Annotated in this window: 17 protein-coding genes; all 17 read left to right on the top strand. The window is 61.0% G+C overall.

The features are described 5' to 3' along the window. Positions 1–7 precede the first annotated feature (7 nt). The 17 genes from map (at position 8) to OEG82_RS20845 (ending at position 20,144) form a co-directional block, all read left to right on the top strand. On the top strand, positions 8–772 hold the full coding sequence (gene map, locus OEG82_RS20925; RefSeq protein WP_425497604.1) for a type I methionyl aminopeptidase: 765 nt from the start codon (positions 8–10) through the stop codon (positions 770–772). 241 nt (positions 773–1,013) lie between these two features. Next, a complete protein-coding gene (gene tolQ / locus OEG82_RS20920) occupies positions 1,014–1,730 on the top strand; it encodes a protein TolQ (RefSeq protein ID WP_267614278.1) in 717 nt (238 codons plus the stop codon). A gap of 9 nt (positions 1,731–1,739) precedes the next feature. After that, on the top strand, positions 1,740–2,192 hold the full coding sequence (tolR, locus tag OEG82_RS20915; protein WP_267614277.1) for a protein TolR: 453 nt from the start codon (positions 1,740–1,742) through the stop codon (positions 2,190–2,192). A 10-nt stretch (positions 2,193–2,202) separates the two neighbouring features. Continuing rightward, positions 2,203–3,333 (top strand): hypothetical protein, encoded by a 1,131-nt coding sequence (locus OEG82_RS20910; RefSeq protein ID WP_267614276.1) that lies wholly within the window; start codon positions 2,203–2,205, stop codon positions 3,331–3,333. A 51-nt stretch (positions 3,334–3,384) separates the two neighbouring features. Further along, entirely contained in the window at positions 3,385–4,692 is a 1,308-nt protein-coding gene (tolB, locus tag OEG82_RS20905) for a Tol-Pal system beta propeller repeat protein TolB (protein WP_267615029.1), read from the top strand. Positions 4,693–4,857: 165 nt separating this feature from the next. Beyond that, positions 4,858–5,364 carry a peptidoglycan-associated lipoprotein Pal gene (pal, locus tag OEG82_RS20900; protein ID WP_267614275.1) on the top strand — a complete coding sequence of 169 codons (507 nt, stop codon included), beginning with the start codon at positions 4,858–4,860 and terminating at the stop codon, positions 5,362–5,364. 161 nt (positions 5,365–5,525) lie between these two features. Next, positions 5,526–6,425, top strand: coding sequence for a tol-pal system protein YbgF (ybgF, locus tag OEG82_RS20895; RefSeq protein WP_267614274.1), 900 nt, complete (start codon positions 5,526–5,528; stop codon positions 6,423–6,425). A 140-nt stretch (positions 6,426–6,565) separates the two neighbouring features. Continuing rightward, positions 6,566–7,798 (top strand): tRNA lysidine(34) synthetase TilS, encoded by a 1,233-nt coding sequence (gene tilS, locus OEG82_RS20890; protein ID WP_324288987.1) that lies wholly within the window; start codon positions 6,566–6,568, stop codon positions 7,796–7,798. 113 nt (positions 7,799–7,911) lie between these two features. After that, positions 7,912–9,849 (top strand): ATP-dependent zinc metalloprotease FtsH, encoded by a 1,938-nt coding sequence (ftsH, locus tag OEG82_RS20885; protein ID WP_267614273.1) that lies wholly within the window; start codon positions 7,912–7,914, stop codon positions 9,847–9,849. A gap of 172 nt (positions 9,850–10,021) precedes the next feature. Further along, positions 10,022–11,374, top strand: a complete 1,353-nt coding sequence (gene glmM / locus OEG82_RS20880; protein ID WP_267614272.1) for a phosphoglucosamine mutase — start codon at positions 10,022–10,024, stop codon at positions 11,372–11,374. Between the two features lie 287 nt (positions 11,375–11,661). Beyond that, the gene (locus tag OEG82_RS20875) at positions 11,662–12,540 is read left to right on the top strand and encodes an outer membrane protein (RefSeq protein WP_267614271.1); all 879 of its coding nucleotides are present in this window, start codon (positions 11,662–11,664) and stop codon (positions 12,538–12,540) included. Positions 12,541–12,772: 232 nt separating this feature from the next. Beyond that, positions 12,773–13,615 carry an outer membrane protein gene (locus OEG82_RS20870; RefSeq protein ID WP_267614270.1) on the top strand — a complete coding sequence of 281 codons (843 nt, stop codon included), beginning with the start codon at positions 12,773–12,775 and terminating at the stop codon, positions 13,613–13,615. Between the two features lie 161 nt (positions 13,616–13,776). Further along, positions 13,777–14,952, top strand: coding sequence for a phosphoserine transaminase (locus OEG82_RS20865; RefSeq protein WP_267614269.1), 1,176 nt, complete (start codon positions 13,777–13,779; stop codon positions 14,950–14,952). Between the two features lie 85 nt (positions 14,953–15,037). After that, a complete protein-coding gene (serA, locus tag OEG82_RS20860) occupies positions 15,038–16,633 on the top strand; it encodes a phosphoglycerate dehydrogenase (protein WP_267614268.1) in 1,596 nt (531 codons plus the stop codon). Between the two features lie 337 nt (positions 16,634–16,970). Then, positions 16,971–17,531 carry a hypothetical protein gene (locus OEG82_RS20855; protein ID WP_267614267.1) on the top strand — a complete coding sequence of 187 codons (561 nt, stop codon included), beginning with the start codon at positions 16,971–16,973 and terminating at the stop codon, positions 17,529–17,531. 2 nt (positions 17,532–17,533) lie between these two features. Next, positions 17,534–18,913 carry a P-loop ATPase, Sll1717 family gene (locus OEG82_RS20850; RefSeq protein ID WP_267614266.1) on the top strand — a complete coding sequence of 460 codons (1,380 nt, stop codon included), beginning with the start codon at positions 17,534–17,536 and terminating at the stop codon, positions 18,911–18,913. Between the two features lie 163 nt (positions 18,914–19,076). Continuing rightward, positions 19,077–20,144: an IS110 family RNA-guided transposase gene (locus OEG82_RS20845; protein ID WP_267613852.1), complete on the top strand. Its 1,068-nt coding sequence runs from the start codon at positions 19,077–19,079 to the stop codon at positions 20,142–20,144. Positions 20,145–20,317 lie beyond the last annotated feature (173 nt).

The raw sequence follows: 20,317 nt of genomic DNA, 5'->3' as shown, positions 1-20,317 counted from the left end.
CGAAAGGATGATCGCCTTGGTGGTCACGACGCAAGAAGAGCTGGAAAAGCTCAGAGAGATCGGGCGCATATGCGCCAACACCATACAGGTGATGGCCAGGGCGATGGAGCCGGGCATGACCACCCGCGAGCTGGATCTGGTCGGACGGCAGTATCTCGAGGCGCATGATGCGCTCTCGGCGCCGGAATTCTGTTACGAATTTCCGGGCGCCACCTGCATTTCGGTCAATGAGGAAGTGGCCCACGGCGTTCCCGGAGACCGCGTCATCGCGCCCGGCGATCTCGTCAATATCGATGTGTCTGCGCTCAAGGACGGCTATTTCGGCGACACCGGCGCCTCCTTTGGCGTTGCTCCGGTGGCGCAGAAGACCGCGCGCCTGCTGCGTGACGGAAAACGGGCGCTGTCGACGGGGCTCACCCAGGTCAGAAGCGGCGCCGGCTATGGCGCCATCGGTGACGCGGTCGGCAAATTCGCCAGGAAGAATGGCTATACGCTCATCCGCAATCTCGCCAGCCACGGTGTCGGCCAGTCCCTGCATGAAGATCCCACGGAAATCGCGACCTGGCCCGACCGGCACGAAAAGCGCGTGATGAAGGAAGGCCAGGTCTTCACCGTCGAGCCGTTCCTGTCCCTGGGCGCCACCTTCGCCGAAGACGACGACGAGGGCTCAAGCTGGACCCTGCACTCGGTTCCGCGCGCCTTGACGGTGCAATTCGAGCACACGGTCGTTGCCGGCCGCAACGGTCCGATCATCCTCACATTTCCCGATTGATGCGGCCCGGTTTGCCCCCGTCGCATTAAAACCGAGTCCTAACGGAACCTTAACCATAATTATTTATTACCTGAACCGTTAGGATTGCGCGGATTGGGTGCGCCATCCTTTGACCAAAATTGACCGCGAGAAGGACTGGAAAGTGAATAGGCGAAGGTCACTCACTTCTGGACTCCCGGCAAAAGTGACGTCTTGGCCGCCCGGTGACAAAACCGGGCGTTTGGATTTGAGGGTTATTTGAATGGAACAAGTAGGACTTGCGGCAACCAGCGAAGTGACGCTCTGGTCGCTCTTCATGCAGGCCGGGTTCGTGGTCAAGTTCGTGATGCTCGGCCTGATCGGCGCATCGATATGGACCTGGGCCATTGTCGCCGACAAGTGGATCTCGTTCGGCAAATTCCGCCGCCAGCTTGACCAGTTCGAACAGGTGTTCTGGTCGGGACAGTCACTGGAAGAGCTGTACCGGACGCTGTCGGACCGCAAGTCCGTCGGCATGAGCGCCATTTTCGTCTCGGCTATGCGCGAGTGGAAGAAATCCTTCGAGCGCGGCGCCAAATCGCCGATCGGTCTGCAGATGCGCATCGACAAGGCCATGGATGTGACCTTGGCGCGCGAAGCCGATGCGCTTGAATCCAAGCTCGGCTCGCTGGCGACCATCGGCTCGGCGGCACCGTTCATCGGACTTTTCGGCACCGTGGTCGGCATCATGACCTCGTTCCAGGCCATTGCCGGCTCGAAATCGACCAATCTCGCCGTGGTCGCGCCCGGCATCGCCGAGGCCCTGCTGGCGACCGCCATCGGTCTGCTGGCGGCCATTCCGGCGGTGATCGCCTACAACAAGTTTTCCTCCGATGCGGCCAAGCTGTCGGCCCGCATGGAAGGCTTCACCGACGAGTTCTCCGGCATCCTCTCCCGCCAGATCGACGAGCGCCAGAACGCCCGTCAGGCCGCGGAATAGGGGGCCGGGATGGGCATGTCCGCACAAGGTCGTTCCGGCGGCGGCTCGCGCCGCGGACGCCGCGGTGGCCGCAAGCAGCTGTTGAGCGAAATCAACGTCACGCCGTTTGTCGACGTGATGCTTGTGCTGCTGATCATCTTCATGGTCGCCGCGCCGCTGCTCACCGTCGGCGTGCCGATCGACCTGCCGGAAACGGCGGCAAAGGCATTGAATTCCGACACCCAGCCGATCACGGTTTCGGTGAATTCGGATGGCCAGATCTATCTGCAGGAAACCGAAATCCCGATCGAGGAAGTGGTGGCCAAGCTCGAGGCCATCGCCACCACCGGCTACAAGGAACGGATCTATGTCCGGGGCGACACCAATGCGGATTATGGCACCGTCATGAAAGTGATGGCGCGCATCTCCGCGGCCGGATTTACCAATCTCGGCCTGGTCACGCTTCAGGAACAGGACAGTTGACGGCGCGCTGATGAAGGGAAGCCTGGCGACATCAACAGTTTTGCACATTGCGGTGCTCGGCTTCGCATTGTCGACCTTCAGCGCGCCGAAGACGCTTGAGGTGGAGAATGTGGAGTCCTTCCCCGTCGCCATCGTGCCGATCGAGGAAATCACCCAGATCCAGCAGGGCGAAAAGACCGCGCCGCTGGCAGAAAAATCCGCGCCGATTCCCACCGCCCGGCCCGATCCCGTGGCTGATGCGCAGAATGTCGGCGACAACAGCGTTGATCTGAACCCGGCGAAGGCCGCCAAGCCGAGCCCCAAGGAAGTGGTGTCGGAAGCGCCGCCCAAGCCTGCGGAAAAACCTGCGCCCAAGCCGGAACCGAAGCCCGAGCCCAAACCGGAGGCCCCGGCGCCAGAGCCCGTGCCCGAGCCCGTGAAGGTGACCGAGCCCAAGCCCGCTGAAAAACCGGCGCCGACACCGCCGGTGGAAAAGCCCGTCGCCCAGGAAAAGCCTGCCGAGCCCAAGCCGGCGCCGGTGGAAGTCGCGGCCCTGCCGGCCGAAACCAAGCCTGACCCGGTGGCCGAGGCAATCTCCGAGGCGGCCCCGCCGCAACCCGAATTTGCCGCCCTGCCCAGCGCCGGTCCGGTGCCGCAGGCCCGACCCGAACCGCCCAAGCCGGAGCAGCCGAAGGTTGCGGCCAAGCCGGCGGCCTCGGAATCGGCGTCGTCGAAGCAGAGCGATTTCAATGCCGACGCGGTTGCGGCCCTGCTCAACAAGCAGGAGGCTGCCGGCGGCGGCGCCAAGCGCTCCACCGAGACGGCATCACTCGGCGGAACCCAGACCACGCGCGGCAACACTTTGAGCCAGAGCGAAATGGATGCGCTGCGCGGCCAGATCCAGAAATACTGGAGCATCATTCCGGGCATGGCCGATGGCGGTGATGTCCGGGTGATCGTCAAGATGCGGCTCGACCTGACCGGCAACATCGTCGGCCAGCCGGATGTGACCGCCACGGGCGGATCGGCTGCGACCCGCAGCACACTCGCCGGCAGCGCCCGGCGCGCGGTGCTTCAGGCCCAGCCGTACCAGTTGCCCAAAGAGAAATTTGATTCATGGTCCGAAGTGATCGTGAATTTCGACCCCAGCCAGATGTTCTAGGCGGGGTACAAGACTGTGACAGAAATGGCGCTGAAAGGCTGCATTATGAAAATGATCAACCGAATTCTTGTCCTGCCATTGGTGATGGCCGCTGCACTTGCCGTGTTTGCGGCGAGCCCGGCGCGCGCCGTGGTGGAAATCGATATCAACCGCGCCAATGTCGAGCCGTTGCCGATCGCCATCACCGATTTCATCTCGAATGACGCCGTGGGCGCGCAGATCGCCGAGGTTGTCGCCGCCGATCTGAAGCGCTCCGGCCTGTTCGCGCCGATCGCCAAGGCTGCCTTTATCGAAAAGATCTCCAATCCCGATGTCGCGCCGCGCTTTGCCGACTGGAAGGTGATCAATGCCCAGGCGCTGGTCACCGGCCGGCTGGTGCGCGAGGCCGATGGCCGGCTGCGCGCCGAATTCCGCCTGTGGGACACATTCGCCAGCCAGCAGCTTTCCGGCGAGCAGTTCTTCACCCGTCCGGAAAACTGGCGCCGGGTCGCCCATATCATCGCCGACGCCATCTATGAGCGGCTGACCGGTGAAAAGGGCTATTTCGACAGCCGCGTGGTGTTTGTTTCCGAAAGCGGCCCGAAGATCGACCGCAAGAAGCAGCTGGCGATCATGGACCAGGACGGCGCCAATCTGCGCATGCTGACCAATGCCAATGACATCGTGCTGACGCCGCGGTTCTCGCCATCGCGCCAGGAAATCACCTATATGTCGTTCGAGGGCGGTCAGCCGCGGGTCTATCTGCTGCAGCTCGAGACCGGCCAGCGCGAACTGGTCGGCAATTTCCCCGGCATGACATTCTCGCCGCGGTTCTCGCCGGACGGCCAGAAGGTGATCATGAGCCTTCAGCAGGAAGGCAATGCCAATATCTACACCATGGACCTGCGCTCGCGGGCGACGACACGGCTGACCAGCACGGCGGCGATCGACACCTCGCCCTCCTATTCGCCCGACGGCACCCAGATCGTCTTCGAAAGTGACCGCGGCGGCCGCCAGCAGCTCTATGCCATGGGCGCGGACGGCTCCAACCAGCGCCGGGTGTCCTTCGGTGACGGCTCCTATTCAACCCCGGTCTGGTCGCCGCGCGGCGATCTGATCGCCTTTACCAAGCAGTCGGGCGGCAAGTTCTCCATCGGCGTGATGCGCACCGACGGCTCCGGTGAACGGATCCTGACCACCGGGTTTCACAATGAAGGACCGACCTGGGCGCCCAATGGCCGGGTGCTGATGTTCTTCCGCCAATCTGCCGGCGCCGGCGGGCCGCAGATCTATTCCATCGACCTGACCGGTTACAATGAGCAGCTTGTGCCGACACCGACCTATGCGTCGGATCCGGCATGGTCGCCGTTGCTGGAATAGAGCAAGTTCTCCGAAAGGGCGGATTTTCGCCGTGTTTGCGCCTCATTGTGCAGTCAGATCCGCCTTTCGGGACGTCGAATTAGACAAATTTAACCATGTTCCTTCAATGCCGGTTAACCGCGACCGGTTACGAATGGTCAACCAAAACTTTCAAGGAGACCGGCCATGGGCCGCATGCAAACTCTTGCCCGCAACCCGGCAATGCTCGCGCTTTTCACAGCGCTCGTGCTGACCGGCTGCGCCTCGAAAAAGAACAACCTGCCCAACAACGCGGCCGATCTCGGCCTTGCCGGCAATGCCACGCCGGGCTCGCAGCAGGACTTCACCGTCAATGTTGGTGACCGGATCTTCTTCGACACCGATTCCTCGGTGGTCCGTGCCGATGCAGCCGCAACGCTGGATCGTCAGGCGCAGTGGCTCAACCAGTATCCGAACTACCAGATCACGGTCGAAGGCCATGCCGACGAACGCGGCACCCGCGAATACAACCTTGCCCTGGGCGCCCGCCGGGCGTCTGCGACACGGCAGTATCTCGCCACCCGTGGTGTTGCGGCAAACCGCATCAACACCATTTCCTACGGCAAGGAACGCCCGGTGGCGGTCTGTGACGACATTTCCTGCTGGTCGCAGAACCGTCGCGCAGTCACGGCCCTTGGCGGCGCCGGCAGCTAAAAGCTGATCCTGTTTGCAGGCGAGAGGGCGGCCATCGGGTCGCCCTCTTTGCGTTGGATTGGGACATGACCATAGTTTGGCCTGTTTGTGCGTTGATTTGAGGACCCGCCATGCGGTATTCGATATATCCGGGCGATTGCCCGTGTAATGAGGTCAGGCAGATGAAGATCATTCCAAGATTGCTAACCGTGGTGGCGCTCGGCGCCCTCGCGTTTCCGGTCAATGCGGCGCCGCTGTTGTCCGGATTTGAACGAAGCGCGCCGCTCCCGCCGGCCGGGATCAGCTCCGCAGCCCCCGAACAGGCTCCGCTGGTTCTGGCGCAGTCGGGCGATCCCGTGTTCCGCATCGGTCAGCTCGAAGAGCAGATTCGCGCTCTCAACGGCCGCATCGAGGAACTCGGGTTCCAGATGCTGCAGATGCAGGAGCAGATGCGGCAGATGCAGCAGGACAACGAGTTCCGCTTCCAGGAACTCGAAAAGGGTGGCAGCCAGCGCAGCGACGCCGGCTCGATCATGACGCTGCCCGACAGCGGCGATCAGGCCACCGCGTCGACCGGGCAGGGCGAATTGGGCACCGGCGCGCCTGCGACCGATCTCGGATCGATCCAGTTCGACGACAAGGGCGACCTGATCGGCGGCATCATAGAGCCCGACCGCGGCACAGACACCGCCGCGCTGTCCTCGCCCGATGACCTCTACCAGGTCGGCTACAACCACATGCTGGCCGGAGACTACGCGCTGGCCGAGCAGGTGTTCCGCGATTACGTCGCCAATCACCCCGAGGGGTCGCGGGCTGCGGATGCGATGTTCTGGCTTGGCGAAGCCCAGTATTCGCAGGGCAACTACCAGGATTCGGCCAAGACATTTCTCGATGCCCACAAGCAGTATCCGCGCGCCGACAAGGGCGCTGACGCGCTGCTCAAACTCGGCATGTCGCTGGCCAAGCTCGACAACCGCGATACCGCCTGCGCCACCCTGCGCGAAGTCCTGATCCGCTATCCCGGCGCCTCCGCCGCCGTGCGTGCCAAGGTCAGCGAAGAGCAGATACTGGCGAGCTGCTGAGTCCGGATTTCGGCCGATGACGCCGCCTTTGTCCGGCCGTCCGGCTCCCACGCCTTCCCGTTTCATTTCATCCCTGTCCGATTTTTTGTCCCGGCTGACCGACCGCCGGCCGCTGGGCGTGGCCGTATCCGGCGGCTCGGATCTCGCTTGGTCTGCTTCATGGCCTGGCCGGTCTTGCCGCGCCCAACAAGCTGGTGGCGCTGACGGTGGATCATGGCCTGCGCGCCGGGTCGGCGGATGAAGCCCGCCGGGTCAAGGCCCATTGCCGCCGGCTCGGCATCTGTCACGAGACGCTTGTGTGGGAGGCCGAACCACCGAAGGCCGGCCTGCAGGCCGCTGCGCGGCGGGCGCGCTACCGGCTGCTCGGCTCGGCTGCGGCGCGGCTGGGGCTCGCCGCGGTGCTGACCGCCCATACAAGTGACGACCAGGACGAGACGCTGGAAATGCGCCGGTCCCGCAGCCCGTCGGAATCTGCGCCCGGCCTTGCCGGGATTTCCCGCGCCACGCTGTTTGACGGCCGCCTGTGGGTGCTGCGCCCGCTGCTCGACGTCACCCGGGCCGAGATCCGCGCTCATCTCGCCCATGCCGGGGTGGACTGGATCGAGGATCCCTCCAACCGCGATCTCCGTTTCGAGCGGGTGCGGGTGCGCGCGCAACTCAAGGACCGGCCGGCGGCGCATGGCGGTCAGGACAGCGAAGCGATTGCTGGAGCCCGGTCCCGGCTTGCCGAATCGGCAGCTGCCTTCATCGGGGCCCGGTGCCGCGCGGGCGAGGATGAGACGATCCGCATGCGCTGCAGTCCCGGCGACGACGCGGAGGTGGTGGCGGCCGTGATTGCGGCGCTGATCGATCTGTGCGGCGGGGCGGCGCAGCCGCTCGACAGGCGCGGCAAAGCGACGCTTGCCGCCTTGGCAAAGGACTGCATCAAAGGACCTGACACGAGCCATCGGGCTGTCACCCTCGGGCGCGCGCTGCTGCGCCACAGGGGCAGGGATTTGCTGATCCGCCGGGAGAGCAGGGGGCTGGAAACCCTTGATGTTGCGCCGGGCGCCGTCGCGGACTGGGATGGTCGCTACCGGGTGCAAAATCTCGACGCAAAAGCCCGTCTGACCGTGTCTGCGGGCGGATGTGACGGTGTCTCGCCCTCGTTTGGACGCGATTTGCATCCAGAGACAGTGTGGAGCAACACACAACAGGTGATCGGCGGTTTCAGATCCCGCCGTCTCTTGGGCCGCAGCTCGGCAATCCTGCCGGTTTGCGAGTTGCCGCTGGCGCAATCCCTGGCCCGTCTGGTGCAAACCGGTGGACCGCCGCCATGTCCCTGGGACACGCCGAAAGGTGAATTGGCGTCCGCAAAGGCCGATGTGCTATGACAAAGGCATGCTGCAGCCTTGGCAATGACCTGTCGGGCTCCTATGTTGTAGGCTGAGTATTCGAAATTCGGTTGTGCGCCGGTGGCCGCTGACCATGATCCCCGAGGAAGAGCATGAACCCCAACTTCCGTAATTTTGCCCTCTGGGCAATCATCGCGCTCCTGTTGATCGCTTTGTTCAATATGTTTCAAAGCCCGAGCGAACGGACAACCGGGCGTGACATCGCCTATTCCCAGTTTCTCAAGGACATAGATTCCGGTCGTGTGCGCGATGTCACCATCATCGGCGAGAGAATCTCGGGCAACTACACCGATTCCGCCACCGGGTTTCAGACCTATTCGCCGGGCGATCCTTCGCTCGTACAGCGGTTGAGCGAGAAGAATGTGACGGTTGTCGCCAAGCCGGAAGTCGACAGCTCCAACACGCTTGTCGGCTATCTGATCTCCTGGCTGCCGATCCTGCTGATTCTCGGCGTGTGGATTTTCTTCATGCGGCAGATGCAGGGCGGCTCCCGCGGCGCGATGGGATTTGGCAAGTCGAAGGCCAAGCTTCTCACCGAAGCCCATGGCCGGGTGACATTCGCCGATGTCGCCGGTGTGGATGAGGCCAAGCAGGATCTCGAGGAAATCGTCGAGTTCCTGCGTGATCCGCAGAAGTTCCAGCGGCTCGGCGGCAAGATCCCGCGCGGCGTTCTGCTCGTGGGCCCTCCCGGCACCGGCAAGACCCTGACCGCCCGCGCTGTTGCAGGCGAGGCCAATGTGCCTTTCTTCACGATTTCCGGTTCGGACTTCGTTGAAATGTTCGTCGGCGTCGGCGCCAGCCGCGTGCGCGACATGTTCGAACAGGCCAAGAAGAACGCGCCCTGCATCATCTTCATCGACGAAATCGATGCGGTCGGCCGTCATCGTGGCGCCGGTCTCGGCGGCGGCAATGACGAGCGCGAGCAGACGCTCAACCAGTTGCTGGTCGAAATGGACGGCTTTGAAGCCAATGAGGGCATCATCCTGATCGCCGCCACCAACCGTCCAGACGTGCTGGACCCCGCGCTGATGCGTCCGGGCCGCTTTGACCGCCAGGTCGTCGTGCCGCTTCCCGACGTCAATGGCCGCGAGAAGATCCTCAAGGTCCATGTCCGCAACGTGCCGATGGCGCCGAATGTCGACCTCAAGGTGCTGGCACGCGGCACCCCCGGTTTCTCCGGTGCCGACCTGATGAACCTGGTCAATGAAGGCGCATTGCTGGCCGCACGCCGCAACAAGCGCATCGTCACCATGGCCGAATTCGAAGACGCCAAGGACAAGGTGATGATGGGAGCCGAGCGCCGCTCGACTGCCATGACCCAGGAAGAAAAGAAACTGACCGCCTATCACGAGGCCGGTCATGCCATCGTCGCGCTGCATGTTGCCGCCGCCGATCCGGTGCACAAGGCGACCATCATTCCGCGTGGTCGTGCGCTTGGCATGGTCATGCAGTTGCCGGAAGGCGACCGCTACTCGATGAGCTACAAGTGGATGGTCTCGCGTCTGGCCATCATGATGGGCGGCCGTGTCGCCGAAGAGCTGACCTTCGGCAAGGAGAACATCACCTCCGGCGCGTCTTCCGACATTGTCCAGGCCACCAAACTGGCCCGCGCCATGGTCACCGAATGGGGCTTTTCCGACAAGCTCGGTCTGGTCGCCTATGGCGAGAACCAGCAGGAAGTGTTCCTCGGCCACTCCGTGGCACAGCAGAAAAACGTGTCCGAATCCACGGCCCAGACCATCGACAGTGAAGTGCGCCGCCTGATCGATCAGGCCTATCACGAGGCCCGCGAGATCCTGACCAAGCACAAGAAGGGCTTTGTCGCCATCGCCGAAGGCCTGCTCGAATACGAGACGCTGACAGGCGAGGAAATCAAGGCGCTGATCCGCGGCGAGAAGCCTGCGCGCGACACCGATGACGACACGCCGCCCAGCCGTGGCACCGCCGTTCCGACTGCCGGTGCCAAGAAGGGCGGTGCCGGAAAGAAGGGCGACGAGCCGGACTCCGGTCTGGAACCGCAGCCTCAGTGAGCGGGCGCCCGCGTCAACTATAAAACCAGAAAACCCCGAAACAGCCGCCAATTCGGCGGCTGTTTTGTGTATATTGAAACGGTTTGTAACATAATCTGATTGTATCCAGCCGCGATTTTGGTGGAGTACAGTCAAAACACATAGTGACATGCGGGACGAGGACGGGGGCTCCATGAGCAGACGATATTTCGGCACTGACGGGATCCGGGGTCAGGCCAACAAGGCACCGATGACGCCGGATCTGGCAATGCGGGTCGGTATTGCAGTGGGCAACCTGTTTCGACGCGGCGAGCACCGGCACAGGGTGGTGATCGGCAAGGACACACGGCTTTCCGGCTACATGATCGAAAACGCGCTCGTTGCCGGCTTTACCGCCGCCGGCGTGGACGTGTTCCTGCTGGGTCCGATCCCGACGCCTGCGGTGGCGATGCTGACCCGCTCGCTGCGCGCCGATATCGGCGTGATGATCTCCGCCTCGCACAATCCCTATCAGGACAATGGCATCAAGCTGTTCGGACCGGACGGCTTCAAGCTGTCGGACGAGCTCGAGCACCGCATCGAGGACCTGATGGATGAGGACATCCATCTGCAGCTGGCGCGGCCCGAAGCCATCGGCCGGGCCAAGCGCATCGACGGCGTGCACGACCGCTATATCGAATTTGCCAAGCGCACCTTGCCCAAGGACATCACCCTGTCGGGCCTGCGTGTCGTCATCGATTGCGCCAATGGCGCCGGCTACAAGGTGGCGCCTGCCGCCTTGTGGGAACTGGGCGCCGATGTGATCGCCATCGGCGAGGAGCCGAACGGCACCAATATCAATCTCAATTGCGGCTCGACCCATCCGGTGGCTCTGGCCCGCAAGGTGCACGAAGTCCGTGCCGATATCGGTATTGCGCTCGATGGCGACGCCGACCGGGTGCTCATTGTCGACGAGACCGGTGCGGTGATCGACGGCGACCAGCTGATGGCGCTGATTGCCGAATCCTGGGCCGCCGACAACACCCTGCAGGGCAACGGCATCGTCGCCACGGTGATGTCCAATCTCGGGCTCGAACGGTTTCTCGGCGATATCGGCCTGTCGCTGGCCCGTACCAAGGTCGGCGACCGCTATGTTGTCGAGCATATGCGCCAGAACGGCTTCAATGTCGGCGGCGAGCAGTCCGGGCACATCGTGCTTACCGATTTCGCCACCACCGGCGACGGTCTGGTTGCAGCCTTGCAGGTTATGGCTTGTGTGCAGCGCATGGGACGCCCGGTCTCGGAAGTCTGCCGCCGGTTCGAACCGGTGCCGCAGGTGCTCAAGAATGTGCGGCACTCGGGCGGCAATCCGCTCAATGACAGCTTCGTCAAGGCAGCCATCAGCGAGGCCGAGGCGTCGCTGGGCAGTTCGGCGCGTCTTGTCATCCGCCCCTCGGGCACCGAGCCGCTGATCCGGGTGATGGCCGAGGGCGATGACCGCGGCCAGATCGAGACAGTGGTCGACCAGCTGATCAATGTGATCTCCGGCGTCCGCAACGCCGCCTGAGCACGCCGCCGGTACAGACCGGCGGCTTCGCCTCCTGGCGCTTCTTCCCCATCCTTGCAAAGCCTCATGGCCGGATTTCCGGCTGATAGGTGTTTGCCCGATCATGACCGCCCCGTGCGCCAAAAATACCTGTTGCGGGGTCGGTTGCAGGGCGGATATTTTGCGTTTCTTGGTAAAGAAGCGTGGTTAAACCGCTTTTAACCTTTGTGCTCCATTATCGTTACCGAACCTTAAGCGTGTCGTCTCCGGAACCGGTGACAGCGCATGTCTCGACGATGGAGTCTACCATGAACAAGATCTTGCTGGCTGGAGCAGCCATGGTGCTTGTCGGAGCAGGGTCGGCCTCTGCTGCTGACATCTATCCTGCGCCGGTCATTGAAGCGCCGGTCATCGATGCCCCGGTCTATGAGACGCCGGTGCACCAGCCGGTCGCCGCCGCCAGCGGCTGGTATCTCCGCGGCGATGCCGGCTATGCTTGGAACCGGACCGAGAAGCCCACCTTCTTTCAAGGCGACTTGAACACCTATGTTCCCTTCACCACAGCATCCTTGCGCTCGTCCTACAGCGTCGGCGGCGGTGTCGGCTACCAGATCAACAGCAAGCTGCGCTCGGACGTGACGCTGGACTATTTCAGCATCGCGGATTTCCGCGGCTCGACCACGGGCGGCTGCGGCGTGCTGCCGGCCGGACCCTGCACATCGACCGATATCAGCGGCGTGTCAGGCCTGAGCCTGCTTGCCAATGCCTATGTCGATTTCTACAAGTCGGGCCGCTACACCCTGTATGGCGGTGCCGGTATCGGTGGCACCTATGTCAGGTGGGACGACCTGAGCAACACCTCGTGCAGCTCGGCCAACCCGGCGCTGTGCGACCCGACCGAGATCCACCGTGGTGTCGAGGGATGGCGTTTCACCTATGCGCTGATGGCCGGCGCCTCGGTTGATCTGACCTGCAAGCTCAAGGCCGATGTCGGCTATCGCTACCGCAATGTGGCAAGCGGCGCGATGTTCATGAGCCTTAACAGCAATGGCACGCAGGGCTATCACAAGAACATGGCCTCGCACGAAGTTCGCGGCGGTCTTCGCTACAGCCTCGGTGCCGGTGATTGCGCCCAGGAAGAAGTCTATATCGAGCCTGCGCCGATCATGCCGGCTGTCTACAAGTAGACACCCGCCTCAATCCTGCGAAGCTTACATCTTGACCGCCCGGCAGTGCTGCCGGGCGGTTTTGTTTTGGCCGTCTCGCGCTGAGCCAAACCGGGCCGCCGGTAAAAAATGCACGGCAAAACACGGTTAACAAGCATGCTTAACCGGGACTTAACCAGTCTTGGCCATAGTGCCCTCAACAGGCATTCGGAACGCACTGAGCGAGACCGGATCTATTGAAGGGAAATCGGCCATGTTCATGCGAATTGCTTTGACCTCGGGCATCGTGACCCTGACCGCGCTGTCGGCGCCGGTTCAGGCCGCAGATCTTGATGACATCATCTATGCACCGGAATTGCCGGTGACCCAGCCGGTCGAAATCGGCACCGGATGGTATCTGCGCGGCGATTTGGGCTACTCCACCAAGACCCGCGGCGTGGCGACAGATTACTCGATCTTCAGCGCCGGGCCGCCGGCCACCTATACCGGCGCGACCTTCACCGGCTCCTCGCTCGACGGCGACTGGTCCGGCTCCTTCGGTGCCGGCTACAATTTCACCGACTATCTCCGCGCCGACGTCACCTTTGATTACAGCCGCGGCCGCTTCGCGGGCTCGACAAGCTCCACCGGCAGCTGCACCGGACTGGCGGCCGGACAATGCGCCAGCGCCGAATCGCAGGATTTCGAGCAATATGGCTTCATGGCCAATGCCTATGTCGATCTGGGCACGGTCAACGGCTTCACCCCCTATGTCGGCGCCGGTGCCGGCGTGACCCGCGTGCTGTGGGAACCCGCCAACAGCGACCAGAGCTGCATCTCGGCAGTCGGCAATATCTGCACGGGCACCGCCACCGACCGGACCTATCCCGGGTCTGACACCTGGCGCTTCACCTATGCGCTGATGGCCGGTGCCTCCTACGATCTGACCAAGGATCTCAAGATCGACCTCGGCTACAAATATTCGAAGATCCGCTCCGGCGACCAGTATGGCTTTGACGCCACCAGCGCTGCGGCCGGCGCAACCGGCATCAAGGTTTCCGACAACGGTTTTGAAAAGCACGAGATCCGGGTCGGCCTGCGCTACTCGATCTGGTAGGCGCCAAAGACCTGCAGAAGTGACGAGGGGAGGGCGGCATGACCGCCCTCTTTTTTGTGCTGCGCTGCATCGCGCCGCTTGACTCGGACTTTGCCGAGGTCTAATCCCGCCAGTGGGCCACCCCTCCCCAACGAGGGGCCACTATCTGGAAGGATAGCCAAATGACTGATCTGACGAAGCCGGACCTGCGTCCGGCAAACCCCCGTTTTTCTTCTGGTCCCTGCGCCAAGCGTCCCGGGTGGACGCCTGAAGCGCTTATCGATGCGGCTCTGGGCCGCTCGCACCGGGCCAAGATCGGCAAATCCAAACTCGGCCACGCCATCGACCTGACTCGCCAGATTCTGGGCGTTCCGGACGACTACCGCATCGGCATCGTTCCGGCGTCCGACACCGGCGCCGTCGAGATGGCGCTGTGGTCGATGCTCGGCGCCCGCGGCGTCGACATGGTTGCCTGGGAAAGCTTTGGCGAAGGCTGGGTCACCGATGTGGTCAAGCAGCTCAAGCTTGACGATGTGCGCAAGATCACCGCGCCCTATGGCGAGCTTCCCGATCTCGCGACAATCGATTTCGATCGCGACGTGGTCTTCACCTGGAACGGCACCACCTCCGGCGTCCGCGTCCCGAACGCCGATTTCATTCCTGCCGACCGTGCGGGCCTCACCATCTGTGACGCCACCTCGGCAGCCTTTGCCCAGGATCTCGATTTCGCCAAGCTCGATGTCACCACCTTCTCCTGGCAGAAGGTTCTGGGCGGCGAGGGCGGTCACGGCATGCTGATCCTCAGCCCCCGCGCCGTCGAGCGGCTCGAAAGCTATGTTCCGGCCTGGCCGCTGCCAAAGATCTTCCGCATGACCAAGGGCGGCAAACTGATCGAGGGCATCTTCAAGGGCGAGACCATCAACACGCCGTCGATGCTGTGCGTCGAGGACTATATCGATGCGCTGACATGGTCCGAAAGCGTTGGCGGCCTCAAGGGGCTGATGGCCCGCGCCGACGCCAATGCCGATGTGCTGCATCGCTTTGTTGCGGCGAATGGCTGGATCGCCAATCTCGCCAAGCGCGACGAGACCCGCTCCAACACCTCGGTGTGCCTGGTCATCGCCGATCCGGAAATTGCAGCGCTTGCGCCCGACGCCCAGGCCGCTTTCGCCAAGGCGATGGTGGGCCGGCTCGACAAGGAAGGCGTGGCGCTCGACATCGGCGCCTATCGCGATGCGCCTGCCGGTCTTCGGATCTGGTGCGGCGCGACCGTCGAGACCGCTGATCTCGAAGCGCTGATGCCGTGGCTCAGCTGGGCCTTTGCCCAGGAAAAGGCCGCGCTCAGGCAGGCTGCCTGATCTTGCTTTGGCGGCCGCGCCGGTATGATCCTGCGTGGCCCACCTGCCCAATTCTCATAATTAAATCATAGCAATGGAGGCCATCATGGCACCTCGCGTACTCGTATCCGATGCACTCTCGGAAACCGCCGTCCAGATTTTCCGCGACCGCGGCGTCGATGTCGATTTCATGCCGAAGCTCGGCAAGGACAAGGACAAACTGCTCGAAATCATCGGCCAATATGACGGCCTGGCCATCCGCTCGGCCACCAAGGCCACCGAAAAGCTGATTTCGGCCGCGACCAATCTCAAGGTCATCGGTCGCGCCGGCATCGGCGTCGACAATGTCGACATTCCGGCCGCCTCGCGCCGCGGCATCATCGTCATGAACACGCCCTTCGGCAATTCGATCACCACCGCCGAGCACGCCATCGCGCTGATGTTCGCCGTCGCCCGCCAGCTGCCCGCAGCCGACGCCTCGACGCAGGCCGGCAAATGGGAAAAGTCGAAATTCATGGGTGTCGAAATCACCGGCAAGACGCTCGGCGTCATCGGTGCGGGCAATATCGGCGGCATCGTCTGCTCGCGCGCCATCGGCCTGAAGATGCATGTGGTTGCCTATGACCCGTTCCTGTCCAAGGAGCGCGCCGAGGAGATGGGTGTCACCAAGGTCGAGCTCGACGAGCTGCTGGCCCGCGCCGATTTCATCACCCTGCATGTGCCGATGACCGACAAGACCCGCGGCATCCTCGGCGCCGAAGCGCTGGCCAAGACCAAGCCCGGCGTGCGCATCATCAATTGCGCCCGCGGCGGCCTGGTTGACGAGGCAGCCCTTGCCGAAGCCATCAAGTCCGGCCATGTCGCCGGCGCCGGTTTTGACGTGTTCGAGGTCGAGCCCGCCACCGAAAGCCCGCTGTTCGGTCTGCCCAACGTGGTCTGCACGCCGCATCTCGGCGCCTCCACCACCGAAGCCCAGGAAAATGTCGCTCTGCAGGTGGCCGAGCAGATGTCGGATTATCTGGTCCGCGGTGCTGTTTCCAACGCCATCAACATGCCCTCGATCACCGCGGAAGAAGCGCCGATCCTCAAACCCTTCATCCGGCTTGCCGATGTGCTCGGCTCATTCGCCGGCCAGGTCACCGAAAGCCCGATCAAGGAAATCGAGATCCTCTATGACGGCGTCACCGCCGGCATGAACACCAAGGCGCTGACCTCGGCACTTCTGGCCGGCCTGATCCGCAACCAGGTTTCCGACGTCAACATGGTGTCGGCGCCGATCATGGTGAAGGAAAAGGGCATCGTGCTGTCGGAAGTCAAGCGCGACAAGACTGGCGTCTATGACGGCTATATCAAGCTCACCGTCACCACCGAGCGCCAGACCCGCTCGGTCGCGGGCACCGTGTTCTCGGACGGCAAGCCGCGCTTCCTCCAGATCAAGGGCATCAATCTCGACGCCGATGTCGGCCAGCACATGATCTACATCGCCAACACCGACGTGCCCGGCATGATCGGCTTCATGGGCACCACGCTGGGCGACGCCGGCGTCAACATCGCCAATTTCCAGCTCGGCCGCGACAAGGAAAGCGGCGAGGCGATCGCACTGCTCTATGTCGACGGCGTTGTGAGCCAGGACGTGCTCGACAAGCTCACCGCCCACGCCGCGATCAAGCAGGCCAAGCCGCTGGTGTTTAACGTGGATTGAGACTGACGCTGTTCAAAGCCTGAATATTCTGCCCCCCGAAACTGACGTCCAGCTTCGGGGGGCAGTTTTGCTTTTGGGCTCTGCCGATACAGATACTGTCGTTCTTAGCGCAGTTGAAAGTGAATGACCTGCGATGCCGAAGGATGCCGAGTGGACCTCTGGAAGAAGCTCCCGGTTGACTGCAATGGGCGGAAAGCAGACTTGCGGCAGATGCGAAGGTGGACAAAGGAAAATTCTCAAAGCAGTTAAATTCGAGGCCCGACCATACAATACATCTTGACCTAGTACAGCACAGATGGCTTCTTGGTGGCGGTTGAAACTGAATATTGAGAGAGTGATGTCAAACTCCGTTATTAGACAGTATGAGATCATGCGCACCTCGGCGGGAATCAATTCCGCGACGATGCTCGCTCTTGCTAGTAGCGTTGAAAAATACAACGCCTCACGCATCAAGCAAGGGCGACCGTCCGCATTTCAGCGCTCTCTCCTCAATCAACTCCTGCCGATTAAGGCCAACACAATAGCGAAATACATTTCTCTGTCCGTTGATCTGGGGGTTTTGACCAGCGATCTTGTGCCAAACCCACCTTTAATGGGGTCAACAAATCTTACTGGTTTTCAAACTCAACTTCGGCAGCTGCTTCACGACTTCTGCCAGCCAAAGGGATTTGGCTTTTTGCAGATACAAGATACCATCAGAAATCGGTTAATAAACAAATCAGCCGCAGACTTTCCAATTTCCGCACCCACGCTTCGCTCGCTTTATGATGAAGTGCGCCCTGGTATAAACGAGTTCAAATTCGCCCAGTGCCTAGAGATGTTTGATCTTCTCAATGACGATTTCGAATTTCGGCAATCTAGAATGGCGATGCATCAAAGAATTTTCTGGAGTGTTTGAAAATGGACCAGGAAAAATCAAATCTGTTGTCATCGCTTCTCAAGAAAACTGATGGACGAGCCGACGACCAAGTCCTCGAATATACCCATGACACAGAGAGTATGTCCACGATCGCGACCGCAGCGGAGCCTATCTCACTGGTTTTGGGGTTAAAAGGGATTGGTAAATCTACGGCATTCAAATACTTCACTCAGCCGACAGGAAACCCAGAAAGCGAGATGAGAGTATTTCGGCTCGGATTTTCACCGGGGTCTGACCAGCTATTAAAATTGTCGAAAGGGACCTCGGGCGAATACCGCGAGCGCCTCTATAACATCTTACTCATGAGCGCAATTTCATTCTTCCGCGCAAACAATTTGACTCCACGTTCGAAAGCGCGTCAATTTCTCAGTAAGATAGAGGACATTATCGGGCCGGTAGAGGGCCCTACTGAAGTACTTTTTTCGCAGGCGCGAGCACGACTGACGGGAGCATTTGGCTTCAAATTCGATTTGAGCGAGGATGTTGACGCGCGAATTCAGAATTTCGATAGAGAGGCGTCGCGCGAGCTATTCGCATCAATTAGGGCCCAAAAGATCAGAGTTCATTATTTCTTCGACGATCCAGAAATGCTTCTTGGAACAGAGAAGACAGGATGGGACGCGTTGGCTGGCCTGGTACAAGCGGCCGATCAAGTAAATACCAACTTCGGTGGTGTTTTTGACGTAACTGTGCTCTTGAAGTCGCACCTTTATCGCAGGGTGATGGATTATGAGGAGACCGCAAACATTTTTCCGGCGCGCATTTCCTCACTCACTTGGGGGGCATCAGATTTAAGTGGGGCTTTGAAGCTTAGGCTAAACGCTGCTGGAGTTAAGTTAAGTGATTTTATAGACGAGACGGGAGTCGACATCGAAAGAGATGTGTTCGCCAACCTTAGGAGCGGCCCTAGAGATCTGTTTGTCTGGCTGGCGCTTGCCTTTGAAGAAGCAGGCCGAAAGAAGATTTGCAAGCTCCATCTTGAGAAAACGCTACCCGCGGCAGGGAAGCATTCGATGCAACAGATTACGTCGGGCTACAAAGATATAGTTTCGGACATCCAGGTGATCCTTCGAGAGTTGTTTTCAAATCAGTCTGAACTGTCTTACCAAGAGTTACTTGCAGCGATTCAAGAAAGACGAGTAAATAGCGTAAAGTTCCAATCCGCTGATGCAAAAAATGAATTTGACATTGTTGAGAAATACGTAGATTTTCTTACAGAATGTGGGTGCTTGCTGATAAAATTAAACGGTGTCACGCATTTCCCATATACTCACGAGTACATTGAGCTTCTAGAAGAGCCAGAAGCGCTGAACTTCGAACTTCATCCAATGCTTCGGTCTCATTTAATGCGAACAGGGTAGGAGATCACCATAGAGGCGCGCATCTACCGCGATCGTCAGGTTTGGCCTGCCGCGGCAGAAGCGGTCGTGACACCGAATGTCTGCTAATGGGATGTGCCGGCTGCTCCCCTCACCGTTGGGTTATTCTTAACCGGAATCAACCGCGCAACAAGGAGAAGCAGCCATGTGTGCAAAGAAGACAGGAAGCATCGAAGACCTCGCCGTCGTCGGAATCGACATCGGGAAGGATACGTTTCACCTGGTCGGGTTCGACCGGTCCGGCCAGCTGGTCATGCGCAAGCAGATCAAGCGCTTGGCCCTGAATACCACTTTTGAGCAACTCCCGCGCTGCATCGTGGGAATGGAGGCTTGCCTCAGCGCCCATTTTGTCAGCCGAACGCTGCGGGGCATGGGATTCGAGCCGCGGATCATCCCGGCGATTTACGTGAAGCCGTTCAACAAGGGACAGAAGAACGATTACAACGACGCTGAGGCGATCGCAGAGGCAGCGTTGCGGCCCAACCTTCGGACCGTTTCTGAGAAGGACCAGGATCAGCTCGACCTTCAGGCCTTGCACCGGGTCCGGGCACGGCTGGTCTCGCGGCGCACGGCCACCATCAACCAAATCCGGGCCTTTCTGATTGAACAGGGCATCACCGTCAGGACGGGGCTGCGGGCACTGAAGAATTCTTTCGAGACGATCCTCGAACAGCGGCGGGATGAGATATCGCCTCGGATGCGCGGCATCCTGATTGGTCTTTATGGCGATTGGCTCTGGTTGGACAAACGGATCGAGGATGTTTCTGGCGAGATCGAAGAGATCAGCCGCACCGAAGAGAACTGCGCCAACATCATGACAATACCCGGCATCGGTCCAATGATTTCGACAGCGATGGTCGCGGCCGTCGGCAAAGGCGAGGCATTCGACCGGGGGCGTGATTTCGCGGCATGGGTCGGCTTGGTGCCCCGACAATTCAGCACCGGTGGCCGCACCATTCTCGGCCGGATTACCAAACGCGGCAGCCGCTATCTGAGGATGTTGTTCGTGCAGGCGGCGAAAGTGATTATGATGCGCCCACACCGATGGTCCGACTTCAGTTTCGGCTCGTGGCTGACGGAGGCGACAGCCCGTATGCCGCGCAACAAAGCGGCCATCGCGCTTGCCAACAAACTCGCTCGAACCGCCTGGAGCATTCTGCGCAATGGCACCCGGTTCGATGCCCCACAAGACGCGGCCATGGAAGCGATCTGACGCCTTCCACGGTCACCAAGGAGTTCGCGATAGAGAGGACAGCATGGAACGGAGAAGATACGCCCCCAGAGTCTGACGGCCCTTTAGGTCTTCAGAGACCTATCCGCTAATGAGACCAAGGTGCGTGCGTAACCCCATCAAGGCCACGGCCCGCGAGCCGATCAACAGGCCGG

Source organism: Hoeflea ulvae (assembly GCF_026619435.1).
GTDB lineage: Bacteria > Pseudomonadota > Alphaproteobacteria > Rhizobiales > Rhizobiaceae > Hoeflea > Hoeflea ulvae.
Note: the sequence above shows the minus strand (reverse complement) of the source record. Positions and strands in the feature narration are given on the sequence as shown.